At 41.0% G+C, this 18874-nt stretch carries 17 protein-coding genes and 1 pseudogene; 16 read left to right on the top strand and 2 right to left on the bottom strand.

Annotated features, from left to right (window positions below):
- Positions 1 to 8: 8 nt before the first annotated feature.
- From der to recG, 10 genes are all read left to right on the top strand, one after another.
- Positions 9 to 1319: a ribosome biogenesis GTPase Der gene (gene der / locus ABKJ27_RS06985; protein WP_001207696.1), complete on the top strand. Its 1311-nt coding sequence runs from the start codon at positions 9 to 11 to the stop codon at positions 1317 to 1319.
- Positions 1320 to 1402: 83 nt separating this feature from the next.
- Positions 1403 to 1738, top strand: a complete 336-nt coding sequence (locus ABKJ27_RS06980; protein WP_004238753.1) for a hypothetical protein — start codon at positions 1403 to 1405, stop codon at positions 1736 to 1738.
- Between the two features lie 65 nt (positions 1739 to 1803).
- The gene (locus ABKJ27_RS06975; protein WP_000977067.1) at positions 1804 to 2151 is read left to right on the top strand and encodes a hypothetical protein; all 348 of its coding nucleotides are present in this window, start codon (positions 1804 to 1806) and stop codon (positions 2149 to 2151) included.
- A gap of 139 nt (positions 2152 to 2290) precedes the next feature.
- Positions 2291 to 2578 (top strand): hypothetical protein, encoded by a 288-nt coding sequence (locus ABKJ27_RS06970; protein ID WP_410011585.1) that lies wholly within the window; start codon positions 2291 to 2293, stop codon positions 2576 to 2578.
- A gap of 145 nt (positions 2579 to 2723) precedes the next feature.
- On the top strand, positions 2724 to 5237 hold the full coding sequence (secA, locus tag ABKJ27_RS06965) for a preprotein translocase subunit SecA (protein WP_261051457.1): 2514 nt from the start codon (positions 2724 to 2726) through the stop codon (positions 5235 to 5237).
- Positions 5238 to 5317: 80 nt separating this feature from the next.
- Positions 5318 to 6349, top strand: coding sequence for a 3-deoxy-7-phosphoheptulonate synthase (locus ABKJ27_RS06960; RefSeq protein WP_261193129.1), 1032 nt, complete (start codon positions 5318 to 5320; stop codon positions 6347 to 6349).
- 1 nt (position 6350) lies between these two features.
- On the top strand, positions 6351 to 7382 hold the full coding sequence (locus ABKJ27_RS06955; protein WP_120718578.1) for a 3-deoxy-7-phosphoheptulonate synthase: 1032 nt from the start codon (positions 6351 to 6353) through the stop codon (positions 7380 to 7382).
- A 44-nt stretch (positions 7383 to 7426) separates the two neighbouring features.
- Positions 7427 to 7789 (top strand): holo-ACP synthase, encoded by a 363-nt coding sequence (gene acpS / locus ABKJ27_RS06950; protein WP_410012143.1) that lies wholly within the window; start codon positions 7427 to 7429, stop codon positions 7787 to 7789.
- Complete coding sequence (gene alr, locus ABKJ27_RS06945; protein WP_410011584.1) at positions 7779 to 8882, top strand: alanine racemase; 1104 nt, start codon at positions 7779 to 7781, stop codon at positions 8880 to 8882. Before acpS ends, alr begins: the two co-directional genes overlap by 11 nt.
- 18 nt (positions 8883 to 8900) lie before the next feature.
- Complete coding sequence (gene recG / locus ABKJ27_RS06940) at positions 8901 to 10916, top strand: ATP-dependent DNA helicase RecG (protein ID WP_001048780.1); 2016 nt, start codon at positions 8901 to 8903, stop codon at positions 10914 to 10916.
- 558 nt (positions 10917 to 11474) lie between these two features.
- Here recG and ABKJ27_RS06935 read toward each other — a convergent pair.
- A complete protein-coding gene (locus ABKJ27_RS06935) occupies positions 11475 to 12389 on the bottom strand; it encodes an Rpn family recombination-promoting nuclease/putative transposase (protein ID WP_410011583.1) in 915 nt (304 codons plus the stop codon).
- Between the two features lie 140 nt (positions 12390 to 12529).
- Positions 12530 to 13081: pseudogene (locus ABKJ27_RS06930) on the bottom strand (GNAT family N-acetyltransferase).
- A 283-nt stretch (positions 13082 to 13364) separates the two neighbouring features.
- Between ABKJ27_RS06930 and ABKJ27_RS06925 the strand changes: the two are divergent.
- The 6 genes from ABKJ27_RS06925 to ABKJ27_RS06900 all read left to right on the top strand — a co-directional run bounded on the left by ABKJ27_RS06925 (position 13365) and on the right by ABKJ27_RS06900 (position 18874).
- Positions 13365 to 14345: an acetylxylan esterase gene (locus ABKJ27_RS06925; RefSeq protein WP_410011582.1), complete on the top strand. Its 981-nt coding sequence runs from the start codon at positions 13365 to 13367 to the stop codon at positions 14343 to 14345.
- A 201-nt stretch (positions 14346 to 14546) separates the two neighbouring features.
- The gene (locus ABKJ27_RS06920) at positions 14547 to 15245 is read left to right on the top strand and encodes an N-acetylmannosamine-6-phosphate 2-epimerase (protein WP_229294615.1); all 699 of its coding nucleotides are present in this window, start codon (positions 14547 to 14549) and stop codon (positions 15243 to 15245) included.
- Positions 15246 to 15269: 24 nt separating this feature from the next.
- Positions 15270 to 15722: a YhcH/YjgK/YiaL family protein gene (locus ABKJ27_RS06915; protein WP_410011581.1), complete on the top strand. Its 453-nt coding sequence runs from the start codon at positions 15270 to 15272 to the stop codon at positions 15720 to 15722.
- Between the two features lie 18 nt (positions 15723 to 15740).
- The gene (locus tag ABKJ27_RS06910) at positions 15741 to 17078 is read left to right on the top strand and encodes an ABC transporter substrate-binding protein (RefSeq protein WP_410011580.1); all 1338 of its coding nucleotides are present in this window, start codon (positions 15741 to 15743) and stop codon (positions 17076 to 17078) included.
- A gap of 78 nt (positions 17079 to 17156) precedes the next feature.
- Positions 17157 to 18041 carry a carbohydrate ABC transporter permease gene (locus ABKJ27_RS06905; RefSeq protein ID WP_000237988.1) on the top strand — a complete coding sequence of 295 codons (885 nt, stop codon included), beginning with the start codon at positions 17157 to 17159 and terminating at the stop codon, positions 18039 to 18041.
- Positions 18041 to 18874, top strand: coding sequence for a carbohydrate ABC transporter permease (locus ABKJ27_RS06900; protein WP_000730332.1), 834 nt, complete (start codon positions 18041 to 18043; stop codon positions 18872 to 18874). Before ABKJ27_RS06905 ends, ABKJ27_RS06900 begins: the two co-directional genes overlap by 1 nt.

Genomic DNA, 18874 nt, shown 5'->3' with positions numbered 1-18874 from the left:
GAGAAATTATGGCCCTACCAACTATTGCCATTGTAGGACGTCCCAATGTTGGGAAATCAACCCTATTTAATCGGATCGCTGGTGAGCGAATCTCCATTGTAGAGGATGTCGAAGGAGTGACACGTGACCGTATCTATGCAACGGGTGAGTGGCTCAATCGTTCGTTTAGCATGATTGATACAGGAGGAATCGATGATGTCGATGCTCCTTTCATGGAACAAATCAAGCACCAGGCAGAAATTGCTATGGAAGAAGCAGATGTTATCGTCTTTGTCGTTTCTGGTAAGGAAGGGATTACCGATGCAGACGAATACGTAGCCCGTAAACTTTATAAGACCCACAAACCAGTTATCCTCGCGGTTAACAAGGTGGACAACCCTGAGATGCGAAATGATATCTATGATTTCTATGCTCTCGGTTTGGGTGAACCACTGCCTATCTCATCTGTTCATGGTATCGGTACAGGAGATGTGCTAGATGCCATCGTGGAAAATCTTCCAAATGAATATGAGGAAGAAAATCCAGATGTGATTAAGTTTAGTTTGATTGGTCGTCCTAACGTCGGAAAATCAAGCTTGATTAACGCTATTTTGGGAGAAGACCGTGTCATTGCTAGTCCTGTTGCTGGAACAACGCGTGACGCTATTGATACCCACTTTACAGATACAGATGGTCAAGAGTTTACCATGATTGATACGGCTGGTATGCGTAAGTCTGGTAAGGTTTATGAAAATACTGAGAAATACTCTGTTATGCGCGCCATGCGTGCTATTGACCGTTCAGATGTGGTCTTGATGGTCATCAATGCGGAAGAAGGCATTCGTGAATACGATAAGCGTATCGCAGGATTTGCCCATGAAGCTGGTAAAGGAATGATTATCGTGGTCAACAAGTGGGATACGCTTGAAAAAGACAACCATACTATGAAAAACTGGGAAGAAGATATCCGTGAGCAGTTCCAATACCTGCCTTACGCACCGATTATCTTTGTATCCGCTTTGACCAAGCAACGTCTTCACAAACTGCCTGAGATGATCAAACAAATCAGTGAAAGTCAAAATACACGTATCCCATCAGCTGTCTTGAACGATGTCATCATGGATGCCATTGCCATCAACCCAACACCGACAGACAAAGGAAAACGTCTTAAGATTTTCTATGCGACCCAAGTGGCAACAAAACCACCAACCTTTGTCATTTTTGTCAATGAAGAAGAACTTATGCACTTTTCTTACCTACGTTTCTTGGAAAATCAAATTCGCAAGGCCTTTGTTTTTGAGGGGACTCCAATCCATCTCATCGCAAGAAAACGCAAATAAAAAAGTAGAATCTGGAATGACATTTCCAGATTTTTTTGATAAAATGAAGTTGAAGAAAGCGCTATCAAAAAGAGGTGTTGATGATGGAACATTTGTTTAAATTGTTAATCTTATTACCCTGTTTTTACTTTTTCAGCTGGATTGAAAAGGCCAACAGAGATAGTAAATTTTTCCCAATTTTTTACTATTTTTACTGGATTTACATCACCCTCTATGCTCTTTTTAGCCTTGCTTGGACAGTTTTTTCAGTCTTGTTTTTCAATATCCTATTGAGAAATGTGGCAGACATCAAGTCTTGGGGCATTTGGCTATTATTACTACTTATTGCTTTTTCCAGTTCTTGGTTAACCTATATCTTTTTCAAAAAAATGCTTCGCTTGAGACGGGAACTGGGGAAGTCTAAAGGTGGAAAGCATTGATTTATATTGGTAAGAACATTTAATAGAATGAAACTAAAGAAAACAATTTTAAAGAGGAGGTGTCGATGATGAAACTGTCGTTTAATTGGTTTCATTTGATACTCTTATTTCCCTGCTTTTACTTTTTTTATTGGATAGATAATGCTGATAGAAACAGTAAGTTTTTCCCCATTATCTACTATTTCTACTGGATTTATATTTCCCTTTTAGCTCTGTTTAGCTTGGATATGACAATTTTTTCATTCTTATTTTTCCCTTTTGTTCTAAATTATGTATCAGATGCTAGTACTTGGGGTGTTTGGTTGCTTTTGATAGTCTTATCTCTAGGCAGTGACTGGTTAGACTATATCTTTTTCAAAAACATGTTTCGCTTGAGACGAGAACTAGGGGAGTCTAACGGTGGAAGGCATTGATTTATACTCTTCGAAAATCAAATTCAAACCACGTCAACATCGCCTTGCCGTACTCAAGTACAGCCTGCGGCTAGTTTCCTAGTTTGCTCTTTGATTTTCATTGATTATTATATTACTTTCTATTTGTAGGAGGTTGCTTATGGAACGTCTAAAATCATTTATTACACGCTATTCTAAGGTCTATATTGGTTTAGTTCTGTTGATCTGGATTGCTTTCTTCTTTCTTCCTTGGGGCAGTCCGATTCTGGGGGGGAAGATTGACCTCTTCAGCATACAGAAAGTCTTGCTAGTTTTTGGCATTCTGTCCATTTTGATGGCTTTGCTGTCCAAGAAAGTCAGTCTCTTTGTTTTTGGATTGATCTGCTGTCTTTCTCTTTGGATTAACTTATTTATCCTATTTGTCATTTTGCCGATTTTTGGCAATTAATCAGTCATAAAAATCAGAGAGGTTAGCTTGGGAACTAGCCTCTTTTTCCTTTTCAAAATGGGGATTCTTCCTTGAAAATAATCAGTAATTGTGCTAAAATTAAAAGAACATTCTAAAATATTCGGAATTTAAAGTAAGGAAAAACATGGCTAATATTTTAAAAACAATTATCGAAAATGATAAAGGAGAAATCCGTCGTCTGGAAAAGATGGCCGACAAGGTTTTCAAATACGAAGACCAAATGGCTGCTTTGACAGATGACCAACTAAAAGCAAAAACAGTTGAATTTAAAGAACGTTATCAAAATGGAGAATCACTGGATTCATTGCTTTATGAAGCATTTGCGGTTGTCCGTGAAGGTGCTAAACGTGTCCTAGGTCTCTTCCCTTATAAGGTTCAGGTCATGGGGGGAATCGTTCTTCACCATGGTGACGTGCCAGAGATGCGTACAGGGGAAGGTAAAACCTTGACTGCGACTATGCCGGTATACCTCAATGCTCTTTCAGGTAAAGGGGTTCACGTAGTTACGGTTAATGAATATCTATCAGAACGTGACGCGACTGAGATGGGTGAATTGTACTCATGGCTTGGTTTGTCAGTAGGGATTAACTTGGCTGCCAAATCTCCAATGGAGAAAAAAGAAGCCTATGAGTGTGATATTACCTACTCAACCAACTCAGAAATCGGATTTGACTACCTTCGTGATAACATGGTCGTTCGCGCTGAAAACATGGTACAACGTCCGCTTAACTATGCCTTGGTCGATGAGGTTGACTCAATCTTGATTGACGAGGCCCGTACACCTTTGATTGTATCAGGTGCTAATGCGGTTGAAACTAGTCAGCTCTACCACATGGCAGACCACTATGTAAAATCGTTGGACAAAGACGACTACATCATTGATGTGCAGTCTAAGACTATTGGTTTGTCTGATTCAGGGATTGACAAGGCTGAAAGCTACTTCAAGCTTGAAAACCTTTATGACATCGAAAACGTAGCTCTGACTCACTTTATCGATAACGCCCTTCGTGCCAACTACATCATGCTTCTCGATATTGACTATGTGGTGAGCGAAGAGCAAGAAATTTTGATCGTCGACCAATTTACAGGTCGTACCATGGAAGGTCGTCGTTATTCTGATGGATTGCACCAAGCCATTGAAGCCAAAGAAGGTGTTCCAATCCAAGATGAAACCAAGACATCTGCCTCAATCACTTACCAAAACCTTTTCCGTATGTACAAGAAATTGTCTGGTATGACGGGTACTGGTAAGACTGAGGAAGAAGAATTCCGTGAAATCTACAACATTCGTGTTATTCCAATCCCAACAAACCGTCCTGTTCAACGTATTGACCATCCAGATTTGCTTTTTGCTAGCATTGAAGCTAAGTTTAAGGCCGTTGTTAAAGACGTTAAGGCTCGTTACCAAAAAGGTCAACCTGTCTTGGTTGGTACAGTAGCGGTTGAAACCAGTGACTACATTTCTAAAAAACTGGTCGAAGCTGGTGTTCCTCACGAAGTCTTGAACGCCAAAAACCACTATAAAGAAGCCCAAATCATCATGAATGCTGGTCAGCGTGGTGCTGTTACTATCGCAACTAACATGGCCGGTCGTGGTACCGACATCAAGCTTGGTGAAGGGGTTCGCGAATTGGGAGGACTTTGTGTTATTGGTACAGAACGCCATGAAAGCCGTCGTATCGATAACCAACTTCGTGGACGTTCAGGTCGTCAGGGAGACCCAGGTGAGTCACAATTCTACCTATCTCTTGAAGATGACTTGATGAAACGTTTTGGTTCTGAACGCTTGAAGGGAATCTTTGAACGTCTCAACATGTCTGAAGAGGCGATTGAATCTCGTATGTTGACACGTCAGGTTGAAGCGGCACAAAAACGTGTCGAAGGAAATAACTACGATACCCGTAAACAAGTCCTTCAGTATGACGATGTCATGCGTGAACAACGTGAGATTATCTACGCTCAACGTTACGATGTTATCACTGCAGACCGTGACTTGGCGCCTGAAATTCATTCAATGATCAAACGCACGATTGGTCGTGTCGTTGATGGTCATGCGCGTGCCAAACAAGATGAAAAACTAGAGGCAATTTTGAACTTTGCTAAGTATAACTTGCTTCCTGAAGATTCTATTACGATGGAAGACTTGTCAGGTTTGTCTGATAAGGCTATCAAGGAAGAGCTCTTCCAACGTGCCTTGAAGGTTTACGATAGTCAGGTTTCAAAACTACGCGATGAGGAAGCGATTAAAGAATTCCAAAAAGTTTTGATTCTACGAGTGGTAGATAACAAGTGGACAGATCATATCGATGCTCTCGATCAATTGCGTAACGCGGTTGGACTTCGTGGCTATGCTCAGAACAACCCTGTTGTTGAGTATCAGGCAGAAGGTTTCCGCATGTTTAATGACATGATTGGTTCGATTGAGTTTGATGTGACACGCTTGATGATGAAAGCACAAATTCATGAACAAGAAAGACCACAAGCAGAACACCATATCAGTACAACAGCGACTCGCAATATCGCTGCCCACCAAGCAAATATACCAGAAGATTTGGATTTGAGCCAGATTGGACGGAATGAACTTTGCCCATGTGGTTCTGGTAAGAAGTTTAAAAACTGTCACGGTAAAAGACAATAAAATGAGATAGTTTAGAGGCGGATACCTTGTGAAAAGTAAATTTTTACTTGGTATCCGTTTGCTTTATAAGGAGATGAGTTATGGTATTTACAGCAAAAAGTCCTAAAATTAATATTGAAGAAGTGCGTGCCTTATCAAAACTAGAAGGCCAAGCTTTAGAGAGAAAATCACAGCGCGATCAAGAGCTAGAAGCCATTATACGTGGAGAAGACCAGCGAATTCTCTTGGTAATCGGGCCATGCTCATCTGACAATGAAGAAGCTGTTCTTGAATACGCTAAGCGTTTGGCGACTCTACAAGAAGAAGTGACAGATCGTATCTTTATGGTTATGCGTGTTTATACTGCCAAACCCCGTACCAACGGAGATGGCTATAAGGGCTTGATTCACCAACCTAACGCGACAGAAGCGCCTAGCCTCATCAACGGAATCAAAGCCGTTCGCCATCTCCACTATCGTGTCATCACAGAAACAGGTATGACGACAGCTGACGAAATGCTTTATCCTGAAAATCTTCCGCTTGTGGATGATTTGATTTCTTACATGGCGGTCGGTGCCCGTTCGGTTGAAGACCAGCAACACCGCTTTGTGGCAAGTGGGGCAGATTTTGCGACTGGTTTTAAAAATCCAACCTCTGGAAATCTCAATGTCATGTTTAATGGGATTTATGCTGCTCAAAACAAACAAAGTTTCCTTTTTCTTGGAAAAGAAGTAGAAACAACTGGGAACCCGCTTTCGCACGCTATTCTTCGTGGAGCGATCAATGAGTATGGTAAGAATATTCCCAACTACTACTATGATAATTTGATGGATACCATTGCTCAGTATGAGAAAATGGGCTTGGAAAATCCCTTTATCATTGTGGATACCAATCATGACAACTCTGGTAAGCAATACATGGATCAGATTCGAATTGTCCGCCAGACATTGATTAATCGTGATTGGAATGAAAAAATCAAGCAGTACGTTCGTGGCTTTATGATTGAGTCTTATCTAGAAGACGGCCGTCAAAACGAACCGGAAGTATTTGGCAAGTCTATCACAGACCCTTGCCTTGGCTGGGATAATACGGAAGCCCTTGTCAGAGAAATCTACCAAACGCTAGGAGAATAGTATGGCATTTATTGAAAAAGGTCAAGAAATCGATATTGAAGCAATCAAGGCAGAAACCCAATTGTCTGCGGAAGCCTTGCGACTAAAGGAGCGTCGTGATAGAGAATTGGCAGATATTATTTCAGGAGAAGATGACCGTATTCTTTTGGTGATTGGTCCTTGCTCTTCTGATAATGAAGAAGCTGTCTTGGAATATGCCCGCCGTTTATCTGCCTTGCAGAAGAAGGTGGCGGACAAGATTTTCATGGTCATGCGTGTTTATACAGCTAAACCTCGCACCAACGGAGACGGCTATAAAGGTTTGGTTCACCAGCCAGATACTTCTAAGGCTCCAAGTCTGATTAACGGTTTGCAGGCTGTTCGTCAGTTGCACTACCGCGTGATTACAGAAACTGGTTTGACAACGGCAGACGAGATGCTTTATCCGTCAAATCTGGTCTTGGTAGATGATTTGGTTAGCTACCATGCTGTTGGGGCTCGTTCTGTGGAAGACCAAGAGCACCGCTTTGTGGCCTCAGGGATTGATGCACCGGTCGGGATGAAAAATCCAACTTCTGGAAATCTTGGTGTTATGTTTAATGGCATCTATGCCGCTCAGAACAAACAGACCTTCCTCTTCCATGGTCAAGAAGTTGAGACTTCAGGAAATCCCTTGGCCCACGTCATCCTTCGTGGTGCAGTTAATGAATATGGGAAAAATGAGCCTAACTTTTACTATGAAACTCTGCTAAATGCTATTGAGCGTTATGAAACTATGGGGCTTGAAAATCCTTTTATCCTCATTGACACCAACCATGACAATTCAGGCAAGCAATATATGGAACAGATTCGAATTGTTCGCCAGACCTTGCAAAATCGTGATTGGAATGAGAAGATTAAAAAGACAGTTCGAGGCTTTATGGTTGAGTCTTACCTAGCAGATGGTCGTCAAAACCAACCAGAGGTCTTTGGTTGCTCTATTACCGATCCTTGCCTAGGTTGGGAAAATACAGAGGCCTTGGTAGAAGAGATTTATGCTACCTTGACAAAATAAGTGAAAAGGATGGAGTTGGGGAATCTCAACTCCTTTTGATGAGAATGATAGTTGGACACGGAATTGACATCGAAGAATTGGCTTCGATAGAACGCGCAGTTACACGACATGAAGGTTTTGCTAAGCGCGTGCTGACCGCCAAGGAAATGGAACGGTTTAACAGTCTTAAAGGACGTCGGAAAATCGAATATTTGGCTGGTCGCTGGTCAGCTAAGGAGGCCTTTTCCAAGGCCATGGGAACTGGCATTGGAAAACTTGGGTTTCAGGATTTGGAAGTTTTGAACAATGAACGCGGGGCGCCTTATTTTAGTCAGTCACCATTTTTAGGAAAGATTTGGCTGTCTATCAGTCATACCAATCAGTTTGTGACAGCCAGTGTCATTTTGGAGGAAAATCATGAAAGCTAGTCCACATAGACCAACCAAAGCTCTGATTCATCTGGGAGCTATTCGACAAAATATTCAGCAGATGGGGGCTCATATCCCTCAAGGAACGCTCAAGTGGGCTGTGGTCAAGGCCAATGCTTATGGGCATGGGGCTGTTGCCGTTGCCAAGGCGATTCAGGAGGATGTTGATGGCTTTTGTGTTTCCAATATCGATGAAGCCATTGAACTCAGACAGGCTGGGCTCAGCAAGCGAATCCTCATTTTAGGAGTTTCTGAAATCGAAGCCGTCGCTCTAGCTAAAGAATACGATATTACCTTGACTGTGGCTGGACTGGAGTGGATTCGAGCACTCTTGGCTACTGGTGCTGACCTAGCTGGATTGACAGTCCACCTCAAGATTGACTCAGGAATGGGACGGATCGGTTTTCGAGAGGCTGGTGAGGCTGAGCAGGCTCAAGACTTGCTTCAACAACACGGTGCTCGTGTTGAAGGGATTTTTACCCATTTTGCGACTGCAGATGAAGCATCAGATACCTACTTTAATGCCCAGTTAGAACGCTTTAAAACTATTTTGGCTAGTATGAAAGGTCTTCCAGAGCTGGTACATGCTAGCAACTCGGCAACGACTCTTTGGCATGCAGAGACTATTTTCAATGCGGTTCGTATGGGAGACGCTATGTATGGCCTGAATCCCAGCGGAGAGGTCTTGGACTTGCCTTATGACCTGACTCCAGCCTTGACCTTGGAGTCTGCTCTGGTTCATGTCAAGACAGTTCCAGCCGGAGCTTGCATGGGCTATGGAGCGACCTATCAGGCTGATAGCGAGCAAGTCATTGCGACGGTACCAATCGGCTATGCGGATGGTTGGACACGAGACATGCAGAATTTTTCTGTCTTGGTTGATGGGCAAGCTTGCCCAATCGTTGGGCGAGTTTCTATGGACCAAATCACCATTCGTCTACCTAAGCCTTATCCCTTAGGAACCAAGGTGACCTTAATTGGCTCCAATGGGGGCAAGGAGATAACGGCTACTCAGGTAGCGACCTATCGTGGGACTATTAACTACGAGGTGGTTTGTCTTCTCAGTGACCGCATTCCGAGAGAATATTATTAAAGAAGAAAGGAGTGGAGCATGAATCTACATCAACCCTTGCATGTCTTACCTGGTGTGGGACCAAAGTCAGCAGAAAAATACGCCAAACTAGGAATTGAAAACTTGCAAGATCTTTTGCTCTACTTTCCTTTCCGTTATGAAGACTTCAAGACCAAGCAGGTGCTGGAACTGGAAGACGGTGAGAAAGCGGTTCTTTCTGGTCAAGTTGTGACTCCTGCCAGTGTCCAGTATTATGGTTTCAAGCGCAATCGTCTGCGCTTTAGCCTCAAGCAGGGAGAAGTTGTTTTTGCGGTGAATTTCTTTAACCAGCCCTATCTAGCTGATAAGATAGAGTTGGGAGCAACTCTTGCTGTCTTTGGAAAATGGGATCGAGCTAAGGCTAGTCTGACTGGGATGAAGGTCCTGGCTCAGGTGGAAGATGACCTCCAACCTGTCTATAGATTGGCTCAGGGAGTCAGTCAGGCCAGTCTGGTCAAGGTTATTAAGACAGCCTTTGATCAGGGGTTGGACCTCTTGATAGAGGAAAATCTTCCCCAGTCTTTACTAGACAAATACAAACTTATGTCCCGTTGCCAAGCAGTTCGTGCTATGCATTTCCCTAAGGATTTGGCAGAATACAAGCAGGCTCTTCGCCGTATTAAGTTTGAAGAACTCTTTTATTTCCAAATGCAGTTGCAGACGCTCAAGTCTGAAAATAGAGTTCAGGGAAGCGGCTTGGTTCTGAATTGGTCTCAGGAAAAGGTGACAGCAGTTAAAGCAAGTCTTCCTTTTGCTCTGACCCCAGCTCAAGAAAAGAGTTTGCAGGAAATTTTGGCCGACATGAAGTCCGACCACCACATGAATCGACTCTTACAAGGAGATGTGGGGAGCGGAAAAACGGTGGTTGCTGGCTTGGCCATGTTTGCGGCAGTGACAGCTGGGCACCAGGCTGCTCTCATGGTACCGACAGAAATCCTAGCAGAGCAACACTTTGAAAGTCTACAGAGTCTCTTTCCAGACTTGAAACTCGCTCTCTTGACAGGATCCTTGAAAGCTGCAGAAAAAAGAGAAGTCTTGGAGATAATTGCCAAGGGTGAGGCTGATTTGATTATCGGAACCCATGCTCTGATTCAGGATGGGGTGGAGTATGCTTGCCTTGGTTTGATTATCATCGATGAGCAGCACCGTTTTGGTGTGGGTCAAAGGCGGATTTTACGGGAAAAAGGAGACAATCCAGATGTCCTCATGATGACGGCGACTCCCATTCCACGGACGCTAGCCATCACAGCCTTTGGAGATATGGATGTTTCCATTATCGACCAGATGCCAGCAGGTCGAAAACCCATTGTGACGCGCTGGATCAAACATGAGCAACTAGCTCAGGTCCTGACTTGGTTAGAGGGGGAAATCCAAAAAGGTTCTCAAGCCTATGTCATCTCTCCCTTGATTGAAGAATCAGAAGCTCTGGATTTGAAAAATGCCATTGCCTTATCAGAGGAATTGACGGCGCATTTTGCAGGAAAGGCAGAGGTAGCTCTTCTACATGGTAAAATGAAGAGTGATGAAAAAGACCAGATCATGCAGGATTTCAAAGAGAGAAAAACGGATATTCTGGTTTCAACGACGGTTATCGAGGTCGGGGTTAACGTTCCAAATGCGACAGTTATGATCATCATGGATGCCGATCGCTTCGGGCTCAGCCAGCTTCACCAGCTCAGAGGTCGTGTCGGTCGGGGGGACAAGCAGTCCTATGCTGTTCTCGTTGCTAATCCCAAGACTGATTCTGGAAAAGATCGCATGCGCATTATGACAGAAACCACTAATGGTTTTGTCCTTGCGGAGGAAGATTTGAAAATGCGTGGTTCAGGTGAAATTTTTGGAACCAGACAGTCAGGACTTCCAGAATTCCAAGTGGCTGATATTATCGAAGATTTTCCGATTTTAGAAGAGGCTAGAAAGGTTGCCAGCTATATTAGTTCTATGGAAGGTTGGAAAGAGGATCCAGAATGGCGCATGATTGCCCTTCATATGGAAAAGAAAGAACATTTAGATTAAGCTTTCTCTAAGGAAATCTTAAGCTAGCTTTCAGGTTTGGCCCTTATACTAGAGTCATCAAAAAGAAACGAGGCCTCTCACATGACAGTAACGATTAAAGTAAATTACAAAACCACTTTCCAAAAGAAAGAAGTAAAAAGCTAAGACTGGATAGGAGAAAAAAGAGCGAAATGCTCTTTTTTCGTTTCTAAAAGCACAATTTATTGAATCTAAAATAGCACACTGCGGATTCTAAAAAAATTCTAGAAATTATAGTAGATTGAATCCGAAATAGTCCACCGAGTTTTCTAAAACATTGTTAGAAATTAGTTTGAATTCCGCAATTAATTTGTTCAGTTTTTATTTCATTTAACTATAATTTGACTTTCCTAATTTCTTTGTTCTTATCTTATTTCAATACACCATATCTTACTATTTCAGAACCCACATCTAGCATAACTAAAAAACAGATTCTTCCATCTATTACGGAAAAATCTGTCATTGATTTAATGATTTACAAAAACTCCAACCACGGCTTGCGAACCCTGTCCTTACTGGTTTCTCTATATTTTTTAGTTCTTATTTATGATGCTCTTTCAATAGTTCTTCAAACTCAGAGACAGTCATACCCAACTGTTGACTGGCAACTTCAGAAGGCAAAAGACCTTGACGGACTAGATTTAGTAGCATAGACAAACTTCCTTCAACTTTTCCACGCTCCAGTCCCTGTTCAATCCCTTCTGCCCTAGCAGTTTCCAAGGCATAGTCCTGTGCTAGCAATGCCTGTTCTTCGCGCATACGTAGTTGACTAAACATTTTCCTGTCCTCCTCGGACCAGCTCTTATAGTCTAGCAGTTGGTCTGCTTGGCTAATGGCTCGCTCAGGTTGTTGGGTAAAGGGCTTGTTACCAAAAAACTCCAACCACGGCTTGCGAACCTTGTCTTTGCTGGTTTCTCTGTATTTTTTAAGTTCTAAGAAAGCCATCTTGACTAGATGGTTTTCTTGTCCATTGTTTGTAATTGTTAAAGCCTCACCTGTCGTGTCCTCGCGCATACTAAAGCTATGGAAAGCCAAGTCATCTTGGAAATAATTGCTATCTACGATTGCAATGGCATAAACGGGTGCGATGTGTTTGTAACTTTGATGTGTATTGCCCTCTTGCTGGCGAATTTTTTCTAGGTTTTGATTGACCTGACTGCACAAATAAGCCCACAGGCGATTGATGAAGAAATTCTGGTGATGCACCTGAATTTCGATGATAACTTGAGTGCCATTATCCAACTCCGCCAAGACGTCTATACTTGTATAGAAATCCTGAGCTGAGTAAGGCATGGAAGGCAAGACGTGAATATTACTTCCCTCCAAAATGGTTACATTTTTGGCTGGCAAGTCCAGCATATCACGAATAAATTGACAAGTGATTTCTGGATTGCTAAAGATTTTCTTAGCAACCAAATCATTGGTCGGGCTAATGCCCGGATGTCTTAGAATCATCCTTTTCCTCCTTCTATTATACCATATTTTAAATCTAGGTTTACTAGATTCTCTGGCTCTATCTATTTATTCGGAAAAAAGTTGATAAATGAAATAGTAAATAAAAAATACGAACAGCGGATAACCGATAAATGTTAAGCTTATCTGTATTCCCCACTTATCTGATAATAAATGAGATCCGCAACATGACCTTTTCTCTCCACCCCATTTGCAACAGTCTTTAGATAGGACATTTCAGCCTTTTCCATCACACGACCTGAAGCTGGGTTAAGACTGGCGTAACGAGCTTTGACTTTTTGAAATTCTGCTTGAGTAAAACAAAAGTCTAAGATAGCTTTTAAGGCTTCTGTCATCATACCATTTCCCCAATAAGCCTTTCCTAGTACATAGCCAATTTCACAACTGGAATCATCCTCATTCATCTCAACGATGCTGATATCTCCTATCACTTGCTCTGGGTTTTCTTTGAGGCAAATGCCCCATTTGTAATAATTGGGATTAGCATAGGATGAAACCCATTTTCGAATCGAGTTTCGAGTGACCTCAACATCAGGATGAGGATCTCAGGTAACATAGGCCAGATTCTCAGCAGACGAAGCCCAATTTTGAAACATGGCTTCCGCATCACTCTCCACAAATCTTCTCAAGATTAAACGTTCTGTCTGTAATACTTGCGTACCGATTGCTTTCATAATGTTACCTCGCTTTCTAATAGATGATTCTCTGTTCAATCTCCATTGAAACTATAGTATATCGAGATAAGCTGTAGACAAATCAACTAGGGTATTCACATTAATTTCTAAAAATACTTTAGAAGTTAATTCGGGCTATTATAGATTCAATTTATTAGACTTTCAGTCAGTAGGTTTTAAGAAAGAAAATCTAAATTTACTTTCCATTTACCCTTCTTTCTTGCATTGCTTTTCTAGATATGCTACAGTTGTGATAGCGATTACAAAATAAAAGGAGCATGCTATGAAAAATCCAGCTTTATTAGAAGAAATCAAGACTTATAGAGGACGGGATGAGGTCCCAGAAGACTTTGATGCTTTCTGGGATGAGGAAGTGAAAAAAGTTTCAACTCTTCCCGCCTACCAGTTGGAGGAAAGAAATTTCCACATTCCTCAAGTCAAGTGTTATGAGTTAACATTTGAAGGAACCAATGAAGGCAAGGTCTATGCGCGCGTCGTTCTTCCAAAGAGTGACGAGAAGGTTCCGATAATCTTCCATTTCCATGGTTATATGGGACGTGGCTGGGATTGGACCGACATGCTAGCCTATACTGTGGCTGGTTACGGTGTTGTTTCCATGGATGTGCGGGGCCAGTCAGGTTACTCACAAGACGGCTTGCGTTCTCCTCTAGGAAATACGGTGAAAGGGCATATTATCCGTGGTGCTGTGGAAGGTCGGGACCATCTCTTTTATAAGGATGTCTATCTGGATATTTACCAGTTGATCGAAATTGTTGCTAGTCTGCCTCAGGTAGATGAGAAGCGCCTTTCTAGCTATGGTGCCTCACAAGGAGGGGCTCTAGCCTTGGTTGCGGCAGCTCTCAATCCTCGAATTGAGAAAACTGTTGCCATCTATCCTTTCTTGTCAGACTTCAGACGGGTGCTTGAGATTGGCAATACCAGTGAAGCTTATGACGAACTTTTTCGATATTTCAAGTTTCACGATCCCTTCCATGAAACTGAGGAAGACATCATGGCGACCCTTGCTTATATCGATGTGAAAAATCTTGCCCATCGTATCAAGGGTAAGGTTAAGATGATTACGGGCTTGGACGACGATGTTTGCTACCCTATTACCCAGTTTGCGATTTACAACCGTCTAACCTGCGATAAGGCCTATCGTATTATGCCTGAGTATGCCCATGAAGCCATGAATGTTTTTGTTAATGATCAAGTCTTTAACTGGCTATGTGGTAGTGAGATTTCTTTTAAGTATATAAAGTGATGAATGAGAGAGCCCAGTAGCTCTCTTTTTTGTAGTTTAATAAAAACGATTTAAAATAGATGATTCTCTGAAACTACTTTCAGAAACGGCTGTTCTATAAAATACTTTTGAAATTGAAATCTATTCTATCACAAACTATTGAAAGCGCTTCACTGATAATATATAATAAACTCATAAGAACAAAGAAAAGGAGGAAAGAGGATGCCACAGATTACTAAAGAAGCCTTGATTGCACAAATCAAAGATGGAATCATCGTTTCTTGTCAGGCTCTTCCTCACGAACCGCTTTATACAGAAGCGGGAGGAGTCATTCCCTTGCTGGTCAAAGCGGCTGAGCAAGGTGGAGCAGTCGGTATCCGAGCAAATAGTGTTCGCGATATCAAGGAAATCAAGGAGGTTACAAACCTTCCAATCATTGGGATAATAAAACGAGATTATCCACCGCAAGAACCCTTTATCACTGCCACTATGAAAGAAGTTGATGAATTGGCAGAACTTGATATAGAGGTAATTGCTCTGGATTGTACTAAGCGTGAACGCTACGATGGTTTGGAGATTCAAGAGTTCATTCGTCAGGTTAAGGAAAAATATCCTAACCAGCTCTTGATGGCTGATACAAGTACTTTCGAGGAAGGATTGGCAGCCGTTGAAGCAGGAATTGACTTTGTCGGAACAACCTTATCAGGATACACATCTTACAGTCCAAAAGTGGATGGCCCCGATTTTGAATTAATCAAAAAACTCTGTGATGCTGGCGTGGATGTCATTGCAGAAGGAAAAATTCATACACCTGAACAAGCCAAACAAATCCTGGGATATGGAGTGCGAGGCATCGTTGTAGGTGGCGCTATTACTAGACCAAAAGAGATTACAGAACGCTTCGTTGCTGCTCTTAAATAAAAAATAAAGAAAGGGGGATTGAGTATGATTATTACTAAAATCAGTCGTTTAGGAACTTATGTGAAAGTAAATCCACATTTTGCAACATTAATAGATTTTCTAGAAAAAACAGGACTAGAAAATTTGACAGAAGGTCCGATTGAGATCGATGGTGATAGATTGTTTGGAAATTGCTTTACTTATCTAGCAGACGGTCAAGCAGGAGCCTTCTTTGAAACTCACCAAAAATATTTGGATATTCATTTAGTTTTGGAAAATGAAGAAGCTATGGCTGTTACTTCGCCAGAAAATGTAAGCGTTACCCAAGAATATGATGAAGAAAAAGACATTGAATTATACACAGGGGAAGTGGAACAGTTAGTTCATTTGAGAGCTGGCGAATGCCTTATCACTTTTCCAGAAGATTTACATCAACCCAAGGTTCGTATAAATGATGAACCTGTTAAAAAAGTTGTCTTTAAAGTTGCGATTTCTTAATGTAGAAAGGGAAGAACAATGAAAAAAATGAGAAAGTTTTTATGTCTAGCTGGAGTTGCGCTAGCAGCCGTTGCCTTGGTAGCTTGTTCAGGAAAGAAAGAAACTACAGCTAACACTGAACCACCGACAGAATTATCTGGTGAGATTACAATGTGGCACTCCTTTACTCAAGGACCACGTTTGGAAAGTATTCAAAAATCAGCAGATGCTTTTATGCAAAAGCATCCAAAAACCAAAATCAAGATTGAAACATTTTCTTGGAATGACTTCTATACTAAATGGACTACAGGTTTAGCAAATGGAAATGTGCCAGATATCAGTACGGCTCTTCCTAACCAAGTAATGGAAATGGTCAACTCAGATGCTTTGGTTCCGCTAAACGATTCTATCAAGCGTATTGGACAGGATAAATTTAACGAAACTGCCTTAAATGAAGCAAAAATCGGAGATGATTACTACTCTGTTCCTCTTTATTCACATGCACAAGTCATGTGGGTTAGAACAGATTTGTTAAAAGAACATAATATTGAGGTTCCTAAAACTTGGGACCAGCTCTATGAAGCTTCTAAAAAATTAAAAGAAGCTGGAGTTTATGGCTTGTCTGTTCCGTTTGGAACAAATGACTTAATGGCAACACGTTTCTTGAACTTCTACGTACGTAGTGGTGGTGGAAGTCTCTTGACAAAAGATCTTAAAGCAGATTTGACAAGCCAACTTGCTCAAGATGGTATTAAATACTGGGTTAAAATGTATAAAGAAATCTCACCTCAAGATTCTTTGAACTTTAATGTCCTTCAACAAGCTACCTTGTTCTATCAAGGAAAAACAGCATTTGACTTTAACTCTGGCTTCCATATTGGAGGAATTAATGCCAACAGTCCTCAATTGATTGATTCGATTGATGCCTATCCTATTCCAAAAATCAAAGAATCTGATAAAGACCAAGGAATTGAAACCTCAAACATTCCAATGGTTGTTTGGAAAAATTCAAAACATCCAGAAGTTGCTAAAGCATTCTTGGAATCACTTTACAATGAAGAAGACTATATTAAATTCCTTGATTCAACTCCAGTAGGTATGTTGCCAACTATTAAGGGAATTAGCGATTCTGCAGCCTATAAAGAAAATGAAACTCGTAAGAAATTTAAACATGCTGAAGAAGTGATTACTGAAGCTGTTAAAAAAGGTACTGCTATTGGTTATGAAAATGGACCAAGTGTACAAGCTGGTATGTTGACTAACCAACACATTATTGAACAAATGTTCCAAGATATCATTTCAAATGGAACAGATCCTATGAAAGCAGCAAAAGAAGCAGAAAAACAACTAAACGATTTATTTGAGGCTGCTCAGTAGATGTAAAAGACTAGAAAATAGGTGGGCTAGTGAGCTGAAAAGCCCTAGCCCAATCTTGTAAAAGAAGGGAGAAGGAGAATGGTTAAAGAACGTAATTTAACTCGCTGGATATTTGTTTTGCCAGCTATGATTATCGTAGGATTACTCTTTGTTTATCCGTTTTTCTCGAGTATTTTTTATAGCTTTACCAATAAGCATTTGATTATGCCTAATTATAAATTTGTTGGTTTAGCTAACTATAAAGCTGTGCTATCAGATCCCAACTTCTTTAATGCGTTCTTTAATTCAATTAAGTGGACCGTTTTCTCATTAGTTGGTCAAGTTTTAGTAGGGTTTGTATTGGCTTTAGCTCTTCACAGAGTACGCCACTTCAAGAAATTATATAGGACCTTATTGATTGTTCCTTGGGCATTTCCTACCATCGTTATTGCCTTTTCTTGGCAGTGGATTCTAAACGGGGTTTATGGCTACTTACCTAATCTAATCGTAAAATTAGGTTTAATGGAACATACGCCTGCATTTTTGACAGATAGTACATGGGCATTCCTATGTTTGGTGTTTATCAACATTTGGTTTGGAGCGCCGATGATTATGGTTAATGTACTTTCAGCTTTGCAAACAGTACCCGAAGAACAATTTGAGGCTGCTAAGATAGATGGTGCTTCAAGTTGGCAAGTTTTCAAATTTATCGTCTTTCCACATATTAAAGTGGTTGTAGGGCTTCTAGTTGTTTTGAGAACTGTATGGATCTTTAATAACTTTGACATTATCTACCTAATTACAGGTGGTGGACCAGCCAATGCTACAACGACGCTTCCGATTTTTGCCTACAACCTAGGTTGGGGAACTAAATTGTTGGGTCGTGCTTCAGCAGTTACAGTATTGCTCTTTATCTTCTTGGTGGCAATTTGCTTTATCTACTTTGCTATCATCAGTAAGTGGGAAAAGGAGGGTAGAAAATAATGAAGAAGAAATCCGGTATTTATTTAGATATTCTCTCACATGTACTCTTGATTGGTGCGACCATCGTTGCAATTTTCCCATTGGTATGGATTATCATATCTTCTGTCAAAGGTAAAGGGGAATTAACTCAGTATCCAACACGATTTTGGCCTGAACAATTTACATTGGATTATTTCACTCATGTTATCAATGATTTGCACTTTATTGATAACATTCGAAACAGTTTAATCATTGCCTTAGCTACAACTGTTATTGCGATTATTATTTCTGCTATGGCAGCCTATGGTATTGTTCGATTCTTCCCTAAATTGGGAGCAATCATGTCAAGACTACTTGTCATTACCTACATTTTTCCACCAATTTTGCTAGCAATTCCCTATTCAATAGCCATTGCTAAAGTTGGATTAACAAATAGTTTATTTGGCTTGATGATGGTTTATCTATCTTTTAGTGTTCCATATGCGGTTTGGCTTTTAGTTGGATTTTTCCAAACAGTTCCAATTGGAATTGAAGAAGCAGCTAGAATTGATGGTGCAAATAAATTTGTTACTTTTTATAAAGTTGTGCTACCGATTGTAGCACCAGGTATTGTAGCAACAGCTATTTATACATTTATCAATGCTTGGAATGAATTCCTGTATGCTTTGATTTTGATTAACAATACAGGAAAGATGACAGTAGCAGTAGCCCTTCGATCACTTAACGGTTCAGAAATTTTAGACTGGGGAGATATGATGGCTGCATCTGTTATTGTAGTTCTTCCATCAATCATTTTCTTCTCAATTATCCAAAATAAGATTGCAAGTGGATTGTCAGAAGGATCTGTGAAGTAG

It is taken from the genome of Streptococcus sp. KHUD_011, assembly GCF_046352925.1.
GTDB lineage: Bacteria > Bacillota > Bacilli > Lactobacillales > Streptococcaceae > Streptococcus.
Note: the sequence above shows the minus strand (reverse complement) of the source record. Positions and strands in the feature narration are given on the sequence as shown.